Source organism: Aeromonas sp. QDB30 (assembly GCF_027707645.1).
GTDB classification, from domain to species: domain Bacteria; phylum Pseudomonadota; class Gammaproteobacteria; order Enterobacterales; family Aeromonadaceae; genus Aeromonas; species Aeromonas caviae.
In genome coordinates this window covers 1-14,365 of the sequence record NZ_JAPCIY010000043.1, presented here as the reverse complement: position 1 = coordinate 14,365, position 14,365 = coordinate 1, and the positions used below count along the sequence as shown (strand labels likewise).

Sequence of the window (14,365 nt, the reverse complement as noted above, 5' to 3'; positions counted from 1 at the left end):
CCGCCGATGATCGAGGTCTTCGTCGCCATCGGCTCCAACCTCGCCGACCCCCTCGGCCAGGCTCGTCGCGCCATCGCCGCGCTGGCGACCCTGCCCGAGTCAGAGCTGCTGCAGACCTCCCACCTTTACGGCAGCCGCCCCATGGGCCCTGCGGATCAGCCGGACTACGTCAATGCCGTGGCGCACCTTGCCACCCGCCTCAGCCCTCTGGCGCTGCTGGACGAGCTGCAGCGCATCGAGCAGGCACAGGGGCGAGTGCGCAAGGATGAGCGCTGGGGCCCCCGGACCCTGGATCTCGATCTGCTGCTGTACGGCGACGAGGTCATCCGGCATGAGCGCCTGACGGTGCCTCACTATGGCATGAAGGAGCGGGAGTTCGTCCTGCTCCCCCTTGCCGAGATAGCCCCCTCCCTGGTGCTGCCCTGCGGCACCCCGCTCACCGAACTGGTTGCCCGCTGCCCGCGCAATGGACTCGCGATCCTGGCCGGTGCAGCAGGCGAGTAGAGAAGAGTAGGAACAACGTAATGAGCAAGATCACCATTACCCACCTGCAGAAGATGAAGCAGGACGGACAGAAAATCACCGCCATCACCGCCTATGACGCCACCTTCGCCAAGCTGTTCGACGACGAGGGCGCCCAGGTGCTGCTCATCGGCGACTCCCTCGGCATGGTATTGCAGGGCGGAGACGACACCCTGGCGGTCAGCATGGACGAGATGGTCTATCACACCCGCTGCGTGGTGCGCGGTACCACCAATGCCCTGGTGGTGACCGACATGCCGTTCATGAGCTACGCCACCCCGGAGCAGACCTACCAGAACGCGGCGCGCCTGATGGCGGCCGGTGCCCGCATGGTGAAGATGGAAGGGGGGGACTGGCTGTGCGACTCCATCCGCCACCTGACCCGCAATGGGGTGCCGGTGTGCGGCCATCTCGGCCTGACCCCGCAATCCGTCCACGTGTTTGGCGGCTTCAAGGTGCAGGGGCGCGACGAATTCCACGCCCAGGAGATCTACCGCCAGGCACTGGAGCTGCAAGCGGCCGGCATCCAGTTGCTGGTGCTCGAGTGCGTGCCCGTCTCTCTGGCAGAGCGCATCACCAAGGCGCTGCGCATTCCGGTGATCGGCATCGGTGCCGGCCCTGCCACCGACGGCCAGATCCTGGTGATGCACGATGCCTTCGGCATCACCTCGGGTTATGTGCCCAAGTTCACCAAGAACTTCCTGGCCGAGACCGGTGACATGCGTGCCGCCATTCGTCTCTACGTGCAGCAGGTGAGCGAGGGGACCTTCCCCGGCCCCGAGCACTGCTTCAACTGACTTTCTGTCGTCATGAGCGCGGGGGCCTGTGCCCCCGTCTCGCCCTCCCCCCTGACGGCCCCCTCTTTTATTGATTCATCTGAAGGTGAACTGACGATGTTGGTTGTGAACAATCCCGCCGCGCTGCGCGAGCAGATCGGTCAATGGCATCGCGAAGGCCGCGCCATCGCATTCGTGCCCACCATGGGCAATCTGCATCAGGGTCATCTCACCCTGGTCGAGGAGGCCCGCCGCCATGGCGACAAGGTGGTGGTCAGCATCTTTGTGAACCCCTTGCAGTTCGACAAGGCCGAGGATCTCGCCAACTACCCCCGCACCCTGGAGCAGGATTGCGCCGCCCTGGAGGCCGCCGGTGTGGACCTGGTCTTCACACCGACGCCGGAGATCATGTATCCCCAGGGGCTCGCCAGCCAGACCTTCGTCGAGGTGCCCGGCATCTCCAGCCTGCTGGAAGGGGCGCTGCGTCCGGGGCATTTTCGCGGGGTCAGCACCGTGGTCACCAAGCTGTTCAATCTGGTACAGCCGAACGTGGCCTGCTTTGGCGAGAAGGATTACCAGCAGCTCGCGCTCATTCGCAAGATGGTGGCCGACATGGCCATGCCCATCGAGATCGTGGGCGTGCCGACCGTGCGGGCCGAAGACGGGCTTGCCCTCTCTTCGCGCAACGGCTATCTGACCGCTGCCGAACGGGCCATCGCCCCCGAGCTCGCGCGCACCATGAACTGGATTGCCGAGCAGATTGAAACGGGGAACAGTCACCTCCCCTCCCTGGTTGCCCAGGCCAGCCAACGCCTCGACAACGCGGGATTCAGGACGGATGCCATCGACATCGTCGATGCCGACACCCTGGAATCCGCCAGCGCCGAGAGCCAGCGCCTGGTGATCCTGATGGCCGCCTATCTGGGCAAGGCCCGCCTCATCGACAACCGGGTCGTCGCCCTGCGGGGCTGAGACACGGCAAGGAGACCACGATGTCCAAGAAGGTTTACTGCATCGCCCAGTTCCAGCCCAAGCCGGGCCAGGAGCAGGCCCTGTTCCGCGTCCTGCAAGGGCTCGAACCCGACACCCTGCGTGAAGATGGCTGCCTGCAGTACATCGTCACCCGCCATATCCAGAGCCCCTTTGCCGAGGGGGAGAGCTTCCCCATCGTCTTCAACGAGATCTGGCGCGACATGGCGAGCTTCGAGGCCCACTGCCAGCGCGCCGGTATCAAGGCCTTCTTCGAGCGCTACTGCCTCGCAGATGATGGCCTCGCGGCCAAGTGGAACGTCTGCGTCTACAGCGACGAGCCCGCGGACTACGACGCCCCGGCCCTCTGAGACCGACATGTGCAAATAAAAAGGCGCCCGAGGGCGCCTTTCTTGCTGGCAGGTGTGCGCCTCAGTGGCGCAGACCGGTGCCGCGGGAGATGAGCCACCAGGCCATCCCGTAGAGCACCAGGATGAAGCCGATGATGATGAGATAGGCGGTGCCGAGGGGCACGTCGGAGATCCCGAGGAAGCCGTAGCGGAACGCGTTCACCATGTAGATGATGGGGTTCACCTGGGAAACCCCCTGCCAGAACGGCGGCAGCAGGGTGATGGAGTAGAAGACGCCCCCCAGATAGGTCAGGGGAGTCAGGATGAAGGTCGGGATGATGCTGATGTCATCGAACGACTTCGCGAACACCGCGTTGATGAGCCCCCCCAGGGAGAAGAGGATGGAGGTGAGCAGCACGGTCACGCAGACGCTGAACAGGTGATGGATCTGCAGCGGCACGAAGAACAGCGACACCAGGGTGACGATGAGGCCGACACAGAGGCCGCGCGCCACGCCACCGCCCACATACCCCGCGATGATGATGTAGTTGGGCACCGGCGCCACCAGCAGCTCCTCCACGTTGCGCTGGAACTTGGCGCTGTAGAAGGAGGAGGCGACGTTGGAGTAGGAGTTGGTGATGACCGACATCATGATGAGGCCGGGCACGATGAACTCCATGTAGCTGAAGCCCCCCATGTCACCGATGCGCGAGCCTATGAGGTTGCCGAAGATGACGAAGTAAAGGCTCATGGTGATGGCGGGCGGCACCAGGGTCTGGATCCAGATCCGGGTGAAACGGCTCACTTCCTTGGCCAGAATGCTCTTGAAGGCGATGTAATAGGTCATGGGGTTCATGCTTTGCGACCCTCCTCTACCAGATTGACGAACAGCTCTTCCAGCCGGTTCGCCTTGTTGCGCATGCTGAGCACCTTCACCCCCTGGGCGGAGAGCTGCTCGAACAGGCTGTTGAGGGACTGGCTCTTCTCCAGTTCCACTTCCAGGGTGTTCTCATCCTGCATCCGGCCGTTGAACTCGGGCAGGGCCGGTACGATGGAGCCCGGCACCAGATCCAGCAGGAAGGTCTCGCGACCCAGCTTGCCGAGCAGGCTCTTCATGCTGGTGTTCTCGATGAGACGGCCCTTGTCGATGATGCCGATGTTGCGGCACAGCATCTCGGCCTCTTCCAGGTAGTGGGTGGTCAGGATGATGGTCACCCCCTGCTCGTTGAGATCCTTGAGGAAACTCCACATGGAACGGCGGATCTCGATGTCCACCCCGGCGGTCGGCTCATCCAGGATCAGCAGCTTGGGCTCATGCATCAGGGCGCGGGCGATCATCAATCGGCGCTTCATGCCACCGGAGAGAGTGCGAGCCGCCATGTCGCGCTTGTCCCACAGATCGAGCTGGCGCAGGTACTTCTCGGCGCGCACCTTGGCCTCGGCCCGCGGCACTCCATAGAAACCGGCCTGGTGAGTCACTATCTGGCTCACCTTCTCGAACTGGCTGAAGTTGAACTCCTGGGGCACCAGGCCGAGCTGGGACTTGGCCAGCTCCAGATCGGTATCGATGTCATGACCGAATACCTTCACCTGGCCGGCACTCTTGTTGACCAGTGAGCTGATCACGCCGATGGTGGTGGATTTGCCCGCCCCGTTGGGACCGAGCAGGGCGAAGAAATCCCCCTGTTTGACGGTGAGATCGATGCCCTTGAGGGCTTCGACGCCCCCCTGATAGGTCTTCTTCAGACCGCTGATTTCCAATGCGTTCATTGCAACCCCTGTGATGGATGAGCCCATCTCGAGACAGAAAAGGCGGCTGTGACGCCGCCTGAAGACAGTCGATGGCGGGCCGGCCAGCCTGCCTTGCTACTTCGGACCCGGCTTACTCTTGCGGTACGACCTTGCCGATGAAGGGCAGGTTACGGTACTTCTGGGCGTAGTCAATGCCACAGCCCACCACGAACTCGTCCGGGATAGAGAAGCCAAGCCAGTCCACCGGCACCTGAACCTCGCGGCGGGACGGTTTGTCCAGCAGGGTGCAGATGGCCAGGGATTTCGGCTCGCGCAGAGAGAGGATCTCGCGCACCTTGTTGAGGGTGTAACCGGTGTCGATGATGTCCTCCACGATCACCACGTCCTTGCCTTTGATGTCGTCATCCAGATCCTTGAGGATGCGCACGTCACGGGTACTGTGCATGCCGGAGCCATAGCTGGAGGCAGTCATAAAGTCCAGGGTGATGGGCAACTGGCACTGACGGCAGAGATCCGCCAGGAAGACGCAGGAGCCGCGCAACAGGCCGATCATGACCACTTCCTCGGAGCCCTGGTAACGGGCGGTAATCTCTTCACCCAGCGTGGCGATCCGGGCTGCAACCTCGGCCTCGGGGATCATCACCTCGACAATGTGTTTCATCACATACTCCAATAATGACCAAAGGGTTATTGGCCGTTCATTAACGTCAAAACCGAGGATTCTACCACTCCAACCAGTGGGCGTCAGGCATACGTGATGCTTTTATCGGCTTATTTTAATTGATAGAGTTAGCAAGCCTTCGGGCATTATCGGTGACAATACTATAAACACCATAATCAATAACTATTAGATGAAAAAACTATGGAACCACGCGCAGAAATAAGACGTCGAACCCGGCTTTCGCCGGAGGCTCGCCGTGATCAATTGATGGAGTGTGCCGTCGAGGTATTTTCCCGTCGCGGCATCGGCCGTGCGGGGCATGCCGAGATAGCCGAACAGGCAAAGGTCTCGGTTGCGACCGTTTTTAACTATTTCAATACTCGTGAAGATCTGGTCGACGAAGTGCTGACAGAAATCGAAGCCTTCGTACAGCAGATCCTCGAACAGGCCTACAACGGTCAGGGCTCCGCCAGGGAGAGCATTCACCGCCACGTGAAGCTGTTCGTTGACGCCGCCTATGACAAGCCCGATCACGCCAGCATCTGGCTGGAGTGGAGCTCCTCGGTGCGGGAAGAAGTGTGGCCTCGCTACACCCGGCTGCTGGACAAGGCGCTGGAACGCATTGCCCCCCACCTGCAACGGGCCATCGACAACGGCGAGATCCAGAGCGTGCTGTCGGCGCAGGATCTGGCCCGCTCCCTGACCGGTTTTGGCTATGTGATGATGCAGATGATCAATCAGCCGCAGCGTCCGAGCCGGGAAGAGGTGACAGACTTCCTGTTCAAGTACGTGACGGCCCCCATCCAGGCCAGCTGACTCGTGCAGATGTTGACAAAGCGGCGCCGGGCTTTACAGCCCGGCGCCGCTTTTTTGTCCGCTCCCCACCGTATCAGTGGTTGGCATAACCCCAGCGACTGGTCAACTCATGCTCGACACCCAGATGATCGAGGATGCGGGCGACCATGAAGTCCACCAGATCCTCGATGCTTTTGGGTTCATGGTAGAACCCTGGCGCCGCCGGCATGATGGTCACGCCAAGACGGGCAAGCTTGAGCATGTTCTCCAGATGGATCGCCGAGAAGGGGCTCTCCCGGGGCACCAGGATGAGCTGGCCGCGCTCCTTGATCACCACGTCCGCCGCCCGCTCCAGCAGGTTGTCCGAGGTGCCGTTGGCAATGGCCGAGACGGTGCCCATGGAGCAGGGGCAGACCACCATCTGTTTGGGGGCCGCCGAGCCGGAGGCCACCGGCGAGAACCACTCCTCCTTGCCGCAGGCGACGATCTGACCCTCTTTGGCACCATAATGGCGACAGAGGTACGCCGACAGCTCCCTGGGGGAGCCCGGCCAATCCTGCTGTTGCTCGGTCTTGAGCACAACCCTGGCCGCCGAGGAGGCGAGCAGGAAGATCCGATAGTCCGCCTGCACCAGGCATTCCAGAAGGCGCAGGGCATAGGGAGCGCCGGAGGCGCCGGTCAGCGCCAGGGTGATGGCCTTGTTCATGATGCGCTCTGCAGCTCCTTCAGGCGGGCGATCAGCTTGTCGTGAATGCCGCCGAAGCCGCCGTTGCTCATGATCAGAATATGATCCCCTGGGCGGCTCTCGGCCACCAGGGCGCCAATCAGGGCATCAAGGGCCTCGAATACCCGGGCAGGCCGGGTCATGTGGGCCGTCACCTCCCCCAGATCCCAGCCGATGTTGGGGGGCTGGAAGAAGAACACCTCGTCGGCACCGTCGAAGCAACCGGCCAGCTCCTCCTTGTGAACCCCGAGCTTCATGGTGTTGGAGCGGGGCTCCAGCACCGCCATGATGCGGGCCTTGCCCACCTTGGCGCGCAGGCCGCCCAGGGTGGTCTCGATGGCGGTGGGGTGGTGGGCGAAGTCGTCATAGACGCTGATGCCGGCCACTTCCCCTTTCAGCTCCATGCGCCGCTTGGGGGACTTGAACTGGCAGAGGGCGTTGATCCCGTGCTCCACCATGACACCGGCATGACGGGCGGCGGCGATGGCCATCAGACCGTTGTTGATGTTGTGCTCGCCGATGCACTCCCAGTGCACCTCCCCCTGTTTCACGCCATCCAGCCACACCTCGAAGGCGGAGCCGTCATCGGCCAGCTTCACCGCCTTCCACTTGGCGTCGTCCTGGCCCACCAGCTCCACCTCGCTCCAGCAGCCCATCTCGCGCACGGCGGTAAGGTTGTCATCACCTTTGGGGAAGAGCACCCGGCCGTTGCTCGGCACGGTGCGCATCAGGTGGTGGAACTGGCGCTGGATGGCGGCGAGATCCGGGAAGATGTCGGCGTGGTCGAACTCCAGGTTGTTCATCACCAGGGTGCGCGGGTGGTAGTGGACAAACTTGGATCGCTTGTCGAAGAAGGCGCAGTCATATTCGTCCGCTTCAATCACAAAGAAAGGAGCCGAGCCGAGACGGGCGGAAACCGGGAAGTTGCCCGGCACGCCGCCGATGAGGAAACCGGGTTCCAGCTTGGCATACTCCAGCACCCAGGCCAGCATGCTGGCGGTGGTGGTCTTGCCATGGGTGCCCGCGACGGCCAGCACCCAGCGATCCTTCAGCACGTGCTCCAGCAGCCACTGAGGGCCGGAGATATAGGGCAGATTGCGGTCCAGCACATATTCCACACAGGGGTTGCCACGGCTCATGGCATTGCCGATCACCACCAGATCCGGCGCCGGATCGAGCTGGGAGGGGTCGTAGCCTTCGGTCAGTTCGATGCCCTGTTGCTCGAGCTGGGTGCTCATGGGGGGATAGACGTTGGCGTCGGAGCCGGTCACCCGATAGCCAAGCTGTTTTGCCAACACCGCCAGACCACCCATGAAGGTGCCGCAGATCCCGAGAATGTGAATGTGCATACCGCTGCCTTTTCCAGTAAAGGGAGTGCGCATTCTAGGGTCTGTTGACCCGGTGGCACAAGCCGCGCCCATGGGGAGCGAAGGCATCGGCGCCCGCAGACGACAGAAATCGGGCAAGCGCGGGTAAAAGCCATCCTCCAGCACGCCACCCGGCCCTTGAAATATGGTCATTTGACGGGACATCGCTATAATGTCGGCCTGCAAACTTGACTCCAACACTCAAAGGAAACGTCATGAGCCTGAACCTGGTACCGGCCGGCAAGAGCCTGCCTGACGACATCTACGTCATCATCGAAATCCCGCAGAACGCCGACCCGATCAAATACGAAGTCGACAAGGACAGCGGCGCCATCTTCGTTGACCGTTTCATGTCCACCCCGATGTTCTACCCGTGCAACTACGGTTACGTGAACGCCACCCTGTCCCTGGACGGGGATCCGGTCGACGTGCTGGTTCCGACTCCCTACCCGCTGCTGGCCGGCTCCGTCATCCGCTGCCGCCCGGTCGGCGTGCTGAAGATGACCGACGAATCTGGCGAAGACGCCAAGATCGTGGCCGTACCCCACTCCAAGCTGACCAAGCAGTACGATCACATCCAGGATGTGAACGATCTGCCCGAGCTGCTGAAAGCCCAGATCCAGCACTTCTTCGAGCGCTACAAAGAGCTGGAAGCGGGCAAGTGGGTCAAGGTGGAAGGTTGGGGCGACAAGGCCGCTGCCGAAGCCGAAATCAAGACCTCTGCCGAGCGTTACGCTGCAAAATAAGCGTATTCCTCGCAAAAAAGGCGCCTTATGGCGCCTTTTTTATTGGTCGTTGCGGGGACGCTCCGGGGGGATCCCCCTGGATATAGAGGTCGCGCCCATTTTGCCGATAGGGGCGGTAATAGTCATCGCCGCAGCGATATTCCTGACCGGCACCTCCCACCAGATCGCAGTTGACCGGCAGCACCTCCAGCCACTTGATGGCCTGCTGGAATCGCAGCCACTCCTGCCATTCATGCTCCCGGGCCAGCTGATCCCGCAGGGCGAAGGTATCCGCGCTGGACAATCCCTGATTGACGATGACCTGCCCCGCCAGCGCCGGCGTGGCCACCAATATCAGCAGAAACCGTGAAACAAGCTTCATGATGATTTCCCCCATGACTTATTTCCTGAATTAAATTTAAAGTCAGATCAGATAATTACCAATATATCTGTCACCAGACCAATCCAAATGCCGGTCACTCACCTAGTTGTTTATTATCAACCCAGGCGGAGGCGCACCATGAAACTGGCACAAGGCTTTCTGTGCAGTCTGCTCTTCGGCACCATGGCGCAGGCCAACGAGATCAACCTGAGCTGGCAGTGGCAATCTGCAGATGGTCAGCAAAAGCACCTGCAATTGACGGCGGATGAGCGCACCTTTTCAGCCAGCCGTCACGAGATGACACAGCTCGACACCGCCCTCAACTTCCCGCTGGAAACACTCTACTCCTACATCAGTCCACGCCTCTACAACAGCATCAACCAGATCAACCAGCACAGCCCGGAGACGGCCACCAAGTTCCGCAACCTGGAACAGGCCTTTACCCTGCACGACAGCAGCCTCGAATCCGCCCAGTTCTGGCAGGCCTACCGGCAATATCAGGAGGACGCCTTCTACGAGATGCGGGTCCAGCCCTGCGTTCACCCGGCCAATCAGAAGCTGCCCTGTGTGCGCCCCAACTACTCCCAGCTGTTCTATCAGTTCAAGGGAGACCTCAAACCCCTGGCACAGCAGTTTTCGGCCAAGGATCTCGCCACCAGCGTCACCCTGCTGCAGGAGTGGCTGAGCGGCATCCCCACCCCCCCCGAGCAAATGGACCACTTCGCTCCGCCCTTGCAGGCCCTGCAGGACAACAAGGCCGACAGCGACGAGAAGGCGCTGCTCATGGCCAGTCTGCTGGCGGAGCTGGCGCCCCAGTACAGCCTCAGCATCATCTATCCGAACATCAGCATCGGCAGCGTCTCGCCGGCCTGGCTCGCCATCACGGCCGACAGCGGCCTTGAGGGAGACACCCTGGTGATCGGCAATCAGCGCCACGTGCTGCTCACCGGTTCTCCCCTGCTGGCCCAGCAGATGACCATGGCCCAGATTCCCTTGATCAGCGAACCGCTCTACTAGCCTCTTCTGACCATCACTTGCTTTTGATGGATGACATGCCATCCTTGCCGCCGTCATTGGGGGGATGGCGACCATGTTGACAAGATCACCGTCGCACCCTGCATTATTTAACACTTTTTAAACAGATCCGATCAGTTTAGGATGTTCAGGGTCCCATTCCCTCGACCCAAAAATCGTTATAACATCACAAAGGAGTGTCATCCGGATGAAACATCTCGTGCTTACTCTGGCGCTGCTGCCAACCCTGGTCATGGCCCACAACATCAAGGAATCAACCCAGGTGCCGCTGGTCAACATCAGCGACAAGGGGGAGCTGGTGCTCAAGGAGAAGGAGATCAGCTATCAGCCCTGGCAGAGCAAGGTCCTGACCGGCAAGGTCTTCCTGCTCCAGCACATCGCGGGTCGCTCCAGCGCCAAGGAGCTCAATGCCCCCATGATCGAGGCGATCAAGGCGGCCAAGCTGCCCCACGACAAGTACCAGACCGTCACCATCATCAACAGCAATGACGCCATCTGGGGCACGTCCGGTTTCGTGAAGAGCAGTGCCGAGGACAGCAAGAAAGAGTTCCCCTGGTCCGCCATGGTGCTGGATGCCAAGGGGATGGCCCGCAACGCCTGGGCGCTCACCCCGGAAAGTTCGGCCATCATACTGCTGGATAAAGAGGGCAAGGTGCTGTTTGCCAAAGATGGCCAGCTCGATGCCGCCGAGATAACCAAGGTGATGGGGCTCATCCAGTCCCATCTCTGAATCAGAGAGAAGGGCGCTGATGGCGCCCTTTCCACAAGGGTCTATGGGTCGTTCCACACTGACAATCTGGGTGTTGCTGCTGGGCTGGTTGTGGATGCAACCGGCGCTGGCACAGCACCCTCTTGAAGCTGCCCTGCCCGATCACGGTCATGCCTGCACCTTCTGCGTCCTGCATCTGGATGGCAAGCTGGCACTGACGCCGACCCCCGTTCTCCCTTCCCTCTCCTTTGGCATCGACCGGTATATCGGCACTCCCCAACCGAGGGCGGCCACCGGCACCACGGGACATCGCCGTATCCGCGCCCCGCCGCCCCTTCATTGTTTCTTTTTTTGAACCAATCTTTTCTCTATTTATTCAAAAGGATTAACGATGAAAGCAGTCACCCTGTTGCTGGCCGCTGCCGCCTTCGGCGCCCAGGCCCATCACGACGAACACGAAAGCCACAGCCACGGTGCCCATGAGCACGGTCACGGCCACCTCAACCTGGTACTCGACGGCAACCAGCTGATGATCGAGTTGCAGGCCCCTGCCGCCGATCTGGTGGGCTTCGAGCATGCCGCCAACACCGATGAGGAGAAAGCGCAGTATGCCAAGGCGGTGGCCCGCCTCCAGCAGCCCGACGCCCTCTTCCGTTTCGACCCGGCCGCCGGCTGCAAGCTGACCCAGCAGGAGCTGCAGGCCGCCAAGGAAGATCATGACCATGAGCACGAGCACGAGCACGAGCACGAGCACGAGCACGACAAGGCTGATGGCGCTCACGATGAACACCATCACGACGACGCGGGCCATGCGGACATGGGAGCCATGTACACCTACACCTGCGCTACCCCGGCCAAGCTCACCGGTCTCGAGGCCACCCTGTTCAGCCTCTACCCGAGCCTGGAGAAGCTGAGCGTGCAGGGCATACTGCCCACCGGCCAGACCGCCGCCGAACTGACTCCGTCCGCCAACAAACTGGGCTGGTAACACCATGAAACATGCCGTGGTTGAGATCCGTGATCTGGCCTTTGCCTGGCCGGGTCACGAAGCCGTCCTCGATCTGCCCGCCCTTCGCATCCACGAGGGTGAGCGCGTCTTCATCAAGGGCCCATCGGGTTGTGGCAAGTCCACCCTGCTTGGGTTGCTGGCCGGTATCCAGACCGCCAACCACGGCACCCTGGAAGTGCTGGGCCAGCCCCTGGCCCGGCTTTCCGGCCGCGCCCGTGACCAGTTCCGGGCGGCCAATCTGGGGTACATCTTCCAGCAGTTCAATCTGCTGCCGTTTCTCTCGGTGCAGGACAACGTCACCGCTGCCCTCACCTTTTCACCCGCCAAGCGGGCCCGCCTGACAGGGAGCCCCGAGCAGGAGGCGCGCCGCCTGCTGGCAGAACTGCAACTGCCGGATGAGGCGCTCCATCACCCCGTCCACGCCCTCAGCATCGGCCAGCAGCAGCGAGTCGCCGCCGCCCGCGCCCTGATAGGCTCCCCTCCTCTGGTGATAGCCGACGAGCCCACCTCGGCCCTGGACACCGACAACCGGGCCGCCTTCATCCGGCTGCTGTTCGAGGAGTGTGACAAGCAGGGATCTACCCTGGTCTTCGTCAGTCACGATCCCTATCTGGAGCCCCTCTTCCCCCGGGTGGAGAACCTGCAACAGCTCAACCGGAGGGCGGCATGACCACACGCCATCATTTCGCAGCCCGTCCGGCCATCTCCCCTTCACTGCGGAGGCTCTCATGCTGAAACTCGCCCTGCAAAGTCTCTGGGCCCGTCGCCTCACCGCCGGGCTCACCCTGCTGGCCGTCGCCATCAGCGTCACCCTGCTGCTCGGGGTGGAGCGGGTGCGCAGTCAGGCACGGGACAGCTTCGCCAACACCGTCTCGGGCACCGATCTCATCGTCGGCGCCCGCTCCGGTCAGGTGAACCTGCTGCTCTATTCGGTGTTTCGCATCGGCAACCCCACCAACAACGTGGGCTGGGACTCCTACCAGGCCATCAAGGCAAGGCCCGGTATCGCCTGGACCATCCCCCTCTCCCTTGGCGACTCCCACAAGGGGTTTCGCGTGCTCGGCACCAATGGGGACTACTTCACCCACCTGAAGTACGGCCAGCAGCAGGCGCTCGTCCTGCGCGAAGGCCGCCCCTTCGAAACACCGTTTGAAGCGGTGCTGGGTGCCCAGGTGGCCGAAAAGCTCGGCTATCACCTGGATCAATCCATCGTCATCGCCCATGGCGCCGGCAACACCTCGTTCAGCCAGCACGACAACATGCCGTTCAAGGTGGTGGGGATCCTGGCCCCCACCGGCACCCCCATCGATCGCACTATCCATGTGCCGCTGGCGGGCATAGAGGCGATCCATCTGGGCTGGGACACCGGTCGTCACAGCAAGAACGTGACCCCGGAACAGGCGATGGCGCTGGATCTCACCCCCAAGACCATCACCGCCTTCATGGTGGGGCTGAGCAACCGGATCCTGGCGTTCCAGTTGCAGCGCAGCGTCAACACCTATCCCAAAGAGCCCCTGATGGCCATCCTGCCGGGAGCCGCCCTGCAGGAGCTCTGGGGGCTGATGAGCGTGGCGGAGACCGCCCTGTCGGTGATCGCGGGCTTCGTGGTGGTGGCGGGCCTCATCGGCATGCTGACCACCCTGCTCGCCGGCCTCAACGAGCGGCGCCGCGAGCTCGCCATTCTGCGCTCCCTGGGGGCGGGCCCTGCCCATCTCTTCCTGCTGCTGGCGCTGGAGGCGATGGCGCTCACCACGGCGGGCATCGCCCTCGGGGTGGCCGCGCTCTATCTCGGTCAGGGGCTTGCTAGCCCCTGGCTGCTCAGCCACTATGGCCTGCAAATGAGCCTGGGTCTGCCGAGCGCCTATGAGTGGCAACTGCTGGGCCTGGTCTGGCTGGCGGGCATGGTGATCGGGCTGCTGCCTGCCGCCCGCGCTTACCGCTACAGCCTGAGCGACGGCATGAGCATTCGCGTCTGACCCGACGCATCCGACCAAGAGAGAAGAACAGATGATGAAGTGGAAAATAGTGGCGCTGCTGGCCAGCCTGCTGGTGCTGCCTGCCATGGCTGCAGATTACAAGACCATCGACTGGGATATCCTCATCCCGGAGGGGGAAAAACTGCTGCCACCGCCCCAGGTCAGCCATGACGGCGACTTCTCCTCGGTGCCGCAGCCGGTGGGGGGCGTCAACAAGAAGCTGGACAATCAGGAGGTGCGGATCCCCGGGTTCGTGGTGCCCCTGGAAGGGGATGCCAAGACCATCACCGCCTTCCTGCTGGTCCCCTACTTCGGCGCCTGCATTCACGTGCCGCCCCCGCCCACCAACCAGGTGATCTACGTGAGCTACCCCAAGGGGGCGCCGGTGGATGACCTCTGGGACGCCATCTGGGTCAAGGGCAAGATGCACACCGTCAGCTCCAGCCACGAGATGGCCACCGCTTCCTACTCCATGGACGCGGTCGAGGTCAGCGTCTACGAAGAGTGAGCCCCTGATGGCCTCCCCCGGGAGGCCATTTTTTTAGGTTCATCGCGGCTTTCCGGGGAAGGCCGCCTTGATTTTCAGAAAAAAGTATTCTGAGTCCCTAAATCC

19 protein-coding genes are annotated in these 14,365 nt (G+C 62.0%); 13 read left to right on the top strand and 6 right to left on the bottom strand.

The features are described from left to right. Window positions 1-6 precede the first annotated feature (6 nt). The 4 genes from folK (at window position 7) to PG896_RS13465 (ending at window position 2,638) form a co-directional block, all read left to right on the top strand. Window positions 7-504: a 2-amino-4-hydroxy-6-hydroxymethyldihydropteridine diphosphokinase gene (gene folK / locus PG896_RS13480; protein WP_042864978.1), complete on the top strand. Its 498-nt coding sequence runs from the start codon at window positions 7-9 to the stop codon at window positions 502-504. Between the two features lie 20 nt (window positions 505-524). Beyond that, entirely contained in the window at window positions 525-1,319 is a 795-nt protein-coding gene (gene panB, locus PG896_RS13475; protein WP_042864977.1) for a 3-methyl-2-oxobutanoate hydroxymethyltransferase, read from the top strand. Window positions 1,320-1,415: 96 nt separating this feature from the next. Next, window positions 1,416-2,270, top strand: a complete 855-nt coding sequence (panC, locus tag PG896_RS13470) for a pantoate--beta-alanine ligase (protein WP_049635993.1) — start codon at window positions 1,416-1,418, stop codon at window positions 2,268-2,270. 20 nt (window positions 2,271-2,290) lie between these two features. Then, entirely contained in the window at window positions 2,291-2,638 is a 348-nt protein-coding gene (locus PG896_RS13465) for a putative quinol monooxygenase (RefSeq protein WP_010675576.1), read from the top strand. Between the two features lie 61 nt (window positions 2,639-2,699). Here PG896_RS13465 and PG896_RS13460 read toward each other — a convergent pair whose 3' ends face one another. The 3 genes from PG896_RS13460 to hpt form a co-directional block, all read right to left on the bottom strand. Then, window positions 2,700-3,473, bottom strand: a complete 774-nt coding sequence (locus PG896_RS13460) for an ABC transporter permease (RefSeq protein WP_010675577.1) — start codon at window positions 3,471-3,473, stop codon at window positions 2,700-2,702. Then, window positions 3,470-4,387 carry an ABC transporter ATP-binding protein gene (locus tag PG896_RS13455; RefSeq protein WP_109112834.1) on the bottom strand — a complete coding sequence of 306 codons (918 nt, stop codon included), beginning with the start codon at window positions 4,385-4,387 and terminating at the stop codon, window positions 3,470-3,472. The genes PG896_RS13460 and PG896_RS13455 overlap by 4 nt, the downstream gene beginning before the upstream one ends. A gap of 112 nt (window positions 4,388-4,499) precedes the next feature. Further along, a complete protein-coding gene (gene hpt / locus PG896_RS13450; protein WP_010675579.1) occupies window positions 4,500-5,030 on the bottom strand; it encodes a hypoxanthine phosphoribosyltransferase in 531 nt (176 codons plus the stop codon). A 201-nt stretch (window positions 5,031-5,231) separates the two neighbouring features. Between hpt and PG896_RS13445 the strand changes: the two genes are divergently transcribed. After that, on the top strand, window positions 5,232-5,846 hold the full coding sequence (locus PG896_RS13445) for a TetR/AcrR family transcriptional regulator (RefSeq protein WP_029314803.1): 615 nt from the start codon (window positions 5,232-5,234) through the stop codon (window positions 5,844-5,846). A 73-nt stretch (window positions 5,847-5,919) separates the two neighbouring features. Here the strand turns inward: PG896_RS13445 and PG896_RS13440 are convergent, their stop codons facing one another. Continuing rightward, window positions 5,920-6,531, bottom strand: coding sequence for a flavin prenyltransferase UbiX (locus PG896_RS13440; RefSeq protein ID WP_104452301.1), 612 nt, complete (start codon window positions 6,529-6,531; stop codon window positions 5,920-5,922). Beyond that, complete coding sequence (gene mpl, locus PG896_RS13435) at window positions 6,528-7,898, bottom strand: UDP-N-acetylmuramate:L-alanyl-gamma-D-glutamyl-meso-diaminopimelate ligase (RefSeq protein ID WP_104452300.1); 1,371 nt, start codon at window positions 7,896-7,898, stop codon at window positions 6,528-6,530. The genes PG896_RS13440 and mpl overlap by 4 nt, the downstream gene beginning before the upstream one ends. 233 nt (window positions 7,899-8,131) lie before the next feature. On the opposite strand from mpl, the gene ppa reads away from it, so the two are divergent. Beyond that, a complete protein-coding gene (gene ppa / locus PG896_RS13430) occupies window positions 8,132-8,662 on the top strand; it encodes an inorganic diphosphatase (RefSeq protein ID WP_005335667.1) in 531 nt (176 codons plus the stop codon). A 25-nt stretch (window positions 8,663-8,687) separates the two neighbouring features. Here the strand turns inward: ppa and PG896_RS13425 are convergent, their stop codons facing one another. After that, entirely contained in the window at window positions 8,688-9,038 is a 351-nt protein-coding gene (locus PG896_RS13425; protein ID WP_010675583.1) for a hypothetical protein, read from the bottom strand. A gap of 123 nt (window positions 9,039-9,161) precedes the next feature. Between PG896_RS13425 and PG896_RS13420 the strand changes: the two genes are divergently transcribed. From PG896_RS13420 to PG896_RS13390, 7 genes are all read left to right on the top strand, one after another. Further along, on the top strand, window positions 9,162-10,040 hold the full coding sequence (locus tag PG896_RS13420; protein ID WP_010675584.1) for a hypothetical protein: 879 nt from the start codon (window positions 9,162-9,164) through the stop codon (window positions 10,038-10,040). Between the two features lie 205 nt (window positions 10,041-10,245). Continuing rightward, the gene (locus PG896_RS13415; protein ID WP_201957027.1) at window positions 10,246-10,788 is read left to right on the top strand and encodes a YtfJ family protein; all 543 of its coding nucleotides are present in this window, start codon (window positions 10,246-10,248) and stop codon (window positions 10,786-10,788) included. A gap of 43 nt (window positions 10,789-10,831) precedes the next feature. After that, window positions 10,832-11,122 carry a hypothetical protein gene (locus tag PG896_RS13410; protein ID WP_109112833.1) on the top strand — a complete coding sequence of 97 codons (291 nt, stop codon included), beginning with the start codon at window positions 10,832-10,834 and terminating at the stop codon, window positions 11,120-11,122. Between the two features lie 36 nt (window positions 11,123-11,158). Next, entirely contained in the window at window positions 11,159-11,755 is a 597-nt protein-coding gene (locus tag PG896_RS13405) for a DUF2796 domain-containing protein (RefSeq protein ID WP_042016313.1), read from the top strand. 4 nt (window positions 11,756-11,759) lie between these two features. Further along, window positions 11,760-12,446 (top strand): ABC transporter ATP-binding protein, encoded by a 687-nt coding sequence (locus PG896_RS13400; protein WP_201957025.1) that lies wholly within the window; start codon window positions 11,760-11,762, stop codon window positions 12,444-12,446. A gap of 58 nt (window positions 12,447-12,504) precedes the next feature. Continuing rightward, on the top strand, window positions 12,505-13,752 hold the full coding sequence (locus tag PG896_RS13395) for an ABC transporter permease (protein ID WP_201922676.1): 1,248 nt from the start codon (window positions 12,505-12,507) through the stop codon (window positions 13,750-13,752). 31 nt (window positions 13,753-13,783) lie between these two features. After that, entirely contained in the window at window positions 13,784-14,260 is a 477-nt protein-coding gene (locus PG896_RS13390; RefSeq protein ID WP_010675589.1) for a DUF3299 domain-containing protein, read from the top strand. Window positions 14,261-14,365: the final 105 nt, after the last annotated feature.

Coding starts and splice junctions, on each gene's coding strand:
- folK (WP_042864978.1), top strand. CDS start 7: ATGATCGAGGTCTTCGTCGCCATCGGCTCCAACCTCGCCGACCCCCTC.
- panB (WP_042864977.1), top strand. CDS start 525: ATGAGCAAGATCACCATTACCCACCTGCAGAAGATGAAGCAGGACGGA.
- panC (WP_049635993.1), top strand. CDS start 1,416: ATGTTGGTTGTGAACAATCCCGCCGCGCTGCGCGAGCAGATCGGTCAA.
- PG896_RS13465 (WP_010675576.1), top strand. CDS start 2,291: ATGTCCAAGAAGGTTTACTGCATCGCCCAGTTCCAGCCCAAGCCGGGC.
- PG896_RS13460 (WP_010675577.1), bottom strand. CDS start 3,473: ATGAACCCCATGACCTATTACATCGCCTTCAAGAGCATTCTGGCCAAG.
- PG896_RS13455 (WP_109112834.1), bottom strand. CDS start 4,387: ATGAACGCATTGGAAATCAGCGGTCTGAAGAAGACCTATCAGGGGGGC.
- hpt (WP_010675579.1), bottom strand. CDS start 5,030: ATGAAACACATTGTCGAGGTGATGATCCCCGAGGCCGAGGTTGCAGCC.
- PG896_RS13445 (WP_029314803.1), top strand. CDS start 5,232: ATGGAACCACGCGCAGAAATAAGACGTCGAACCCGGCTTTCGCCGGAG.
- PG896_RS13440 (WP_104452301.1), bottom strand. CDS start 6,531: ATGAACAAGGCCATCACCCTGGCGCTGACCGGCGCCTCCGGCGCTCCC.
- mpl (WP_104452300.1), bottom strand. CDS start 7,898: ATGCACATTCACATTCTCGGGATCTGCGGCACCTTCATGGGTGGTCTG.
- ppa (WP_005335667.1), top strand. CDS start 8,132: ATGAGCCTGAACCTGGTACCGGCCGGCAAGAGCCTGCCTGACGACATC.
- PG896_RS13425 (WP_010675583.1), bottom strand. CDS start 9,038: ATGGGGGAAATCATCATGAAGCTTGTTTCACGGTTTCTGCTGATATTG.
- PG896_RS13420 (WP_010675584.1), top strand. CDS start 9,162: ATGAAACTGGCACAAGGCTTTCTGTGCAGTCTGCTCTTCGGCACCATG.
- PG896_RS13415 (WP_201957027.1), top strand. CDS start 10,246: ATGAAACATCTCGTGCTTACTCTGGCGCTGCTGCCAACCCTGGTCATG.
- PG896_RS13410 (WP_109112833.1), top strand. CDS start 10,832: ATGGGTCGTTCCACACTGACAATCTGGGTGTTGCTGCTGGGCTGGTTG.
- PG896_RS13405 (WP_042016313.1), top strand. CDS start 11,159: ATGAAAGCAGTCACCCTGTTGCTGGCCGCTGCCGCCTTCGGCGCCCAG.
- PG896_RS13400 (WP_201957025.1), top strand. CDS start 11,760: ATGAAACATGCCGTGGTTGAGATCCGTGATCTGGCCTTTGCCTGGCCG.
- PG896_RS13395 (WP_201922676.1), top strand. CDS start 12,505: ATGCTGAAACTCGCCCTGCAAAGTCTCTGGGCCCGTCGCCTCACCGCC.
- PG896_RS13390 (WP_010675589.1), top strand. CDS start 13,784: ATGATGAAGTGGAAAATAGTGGCGCTGCTGGCCAGCCTGCTGGTGCTG.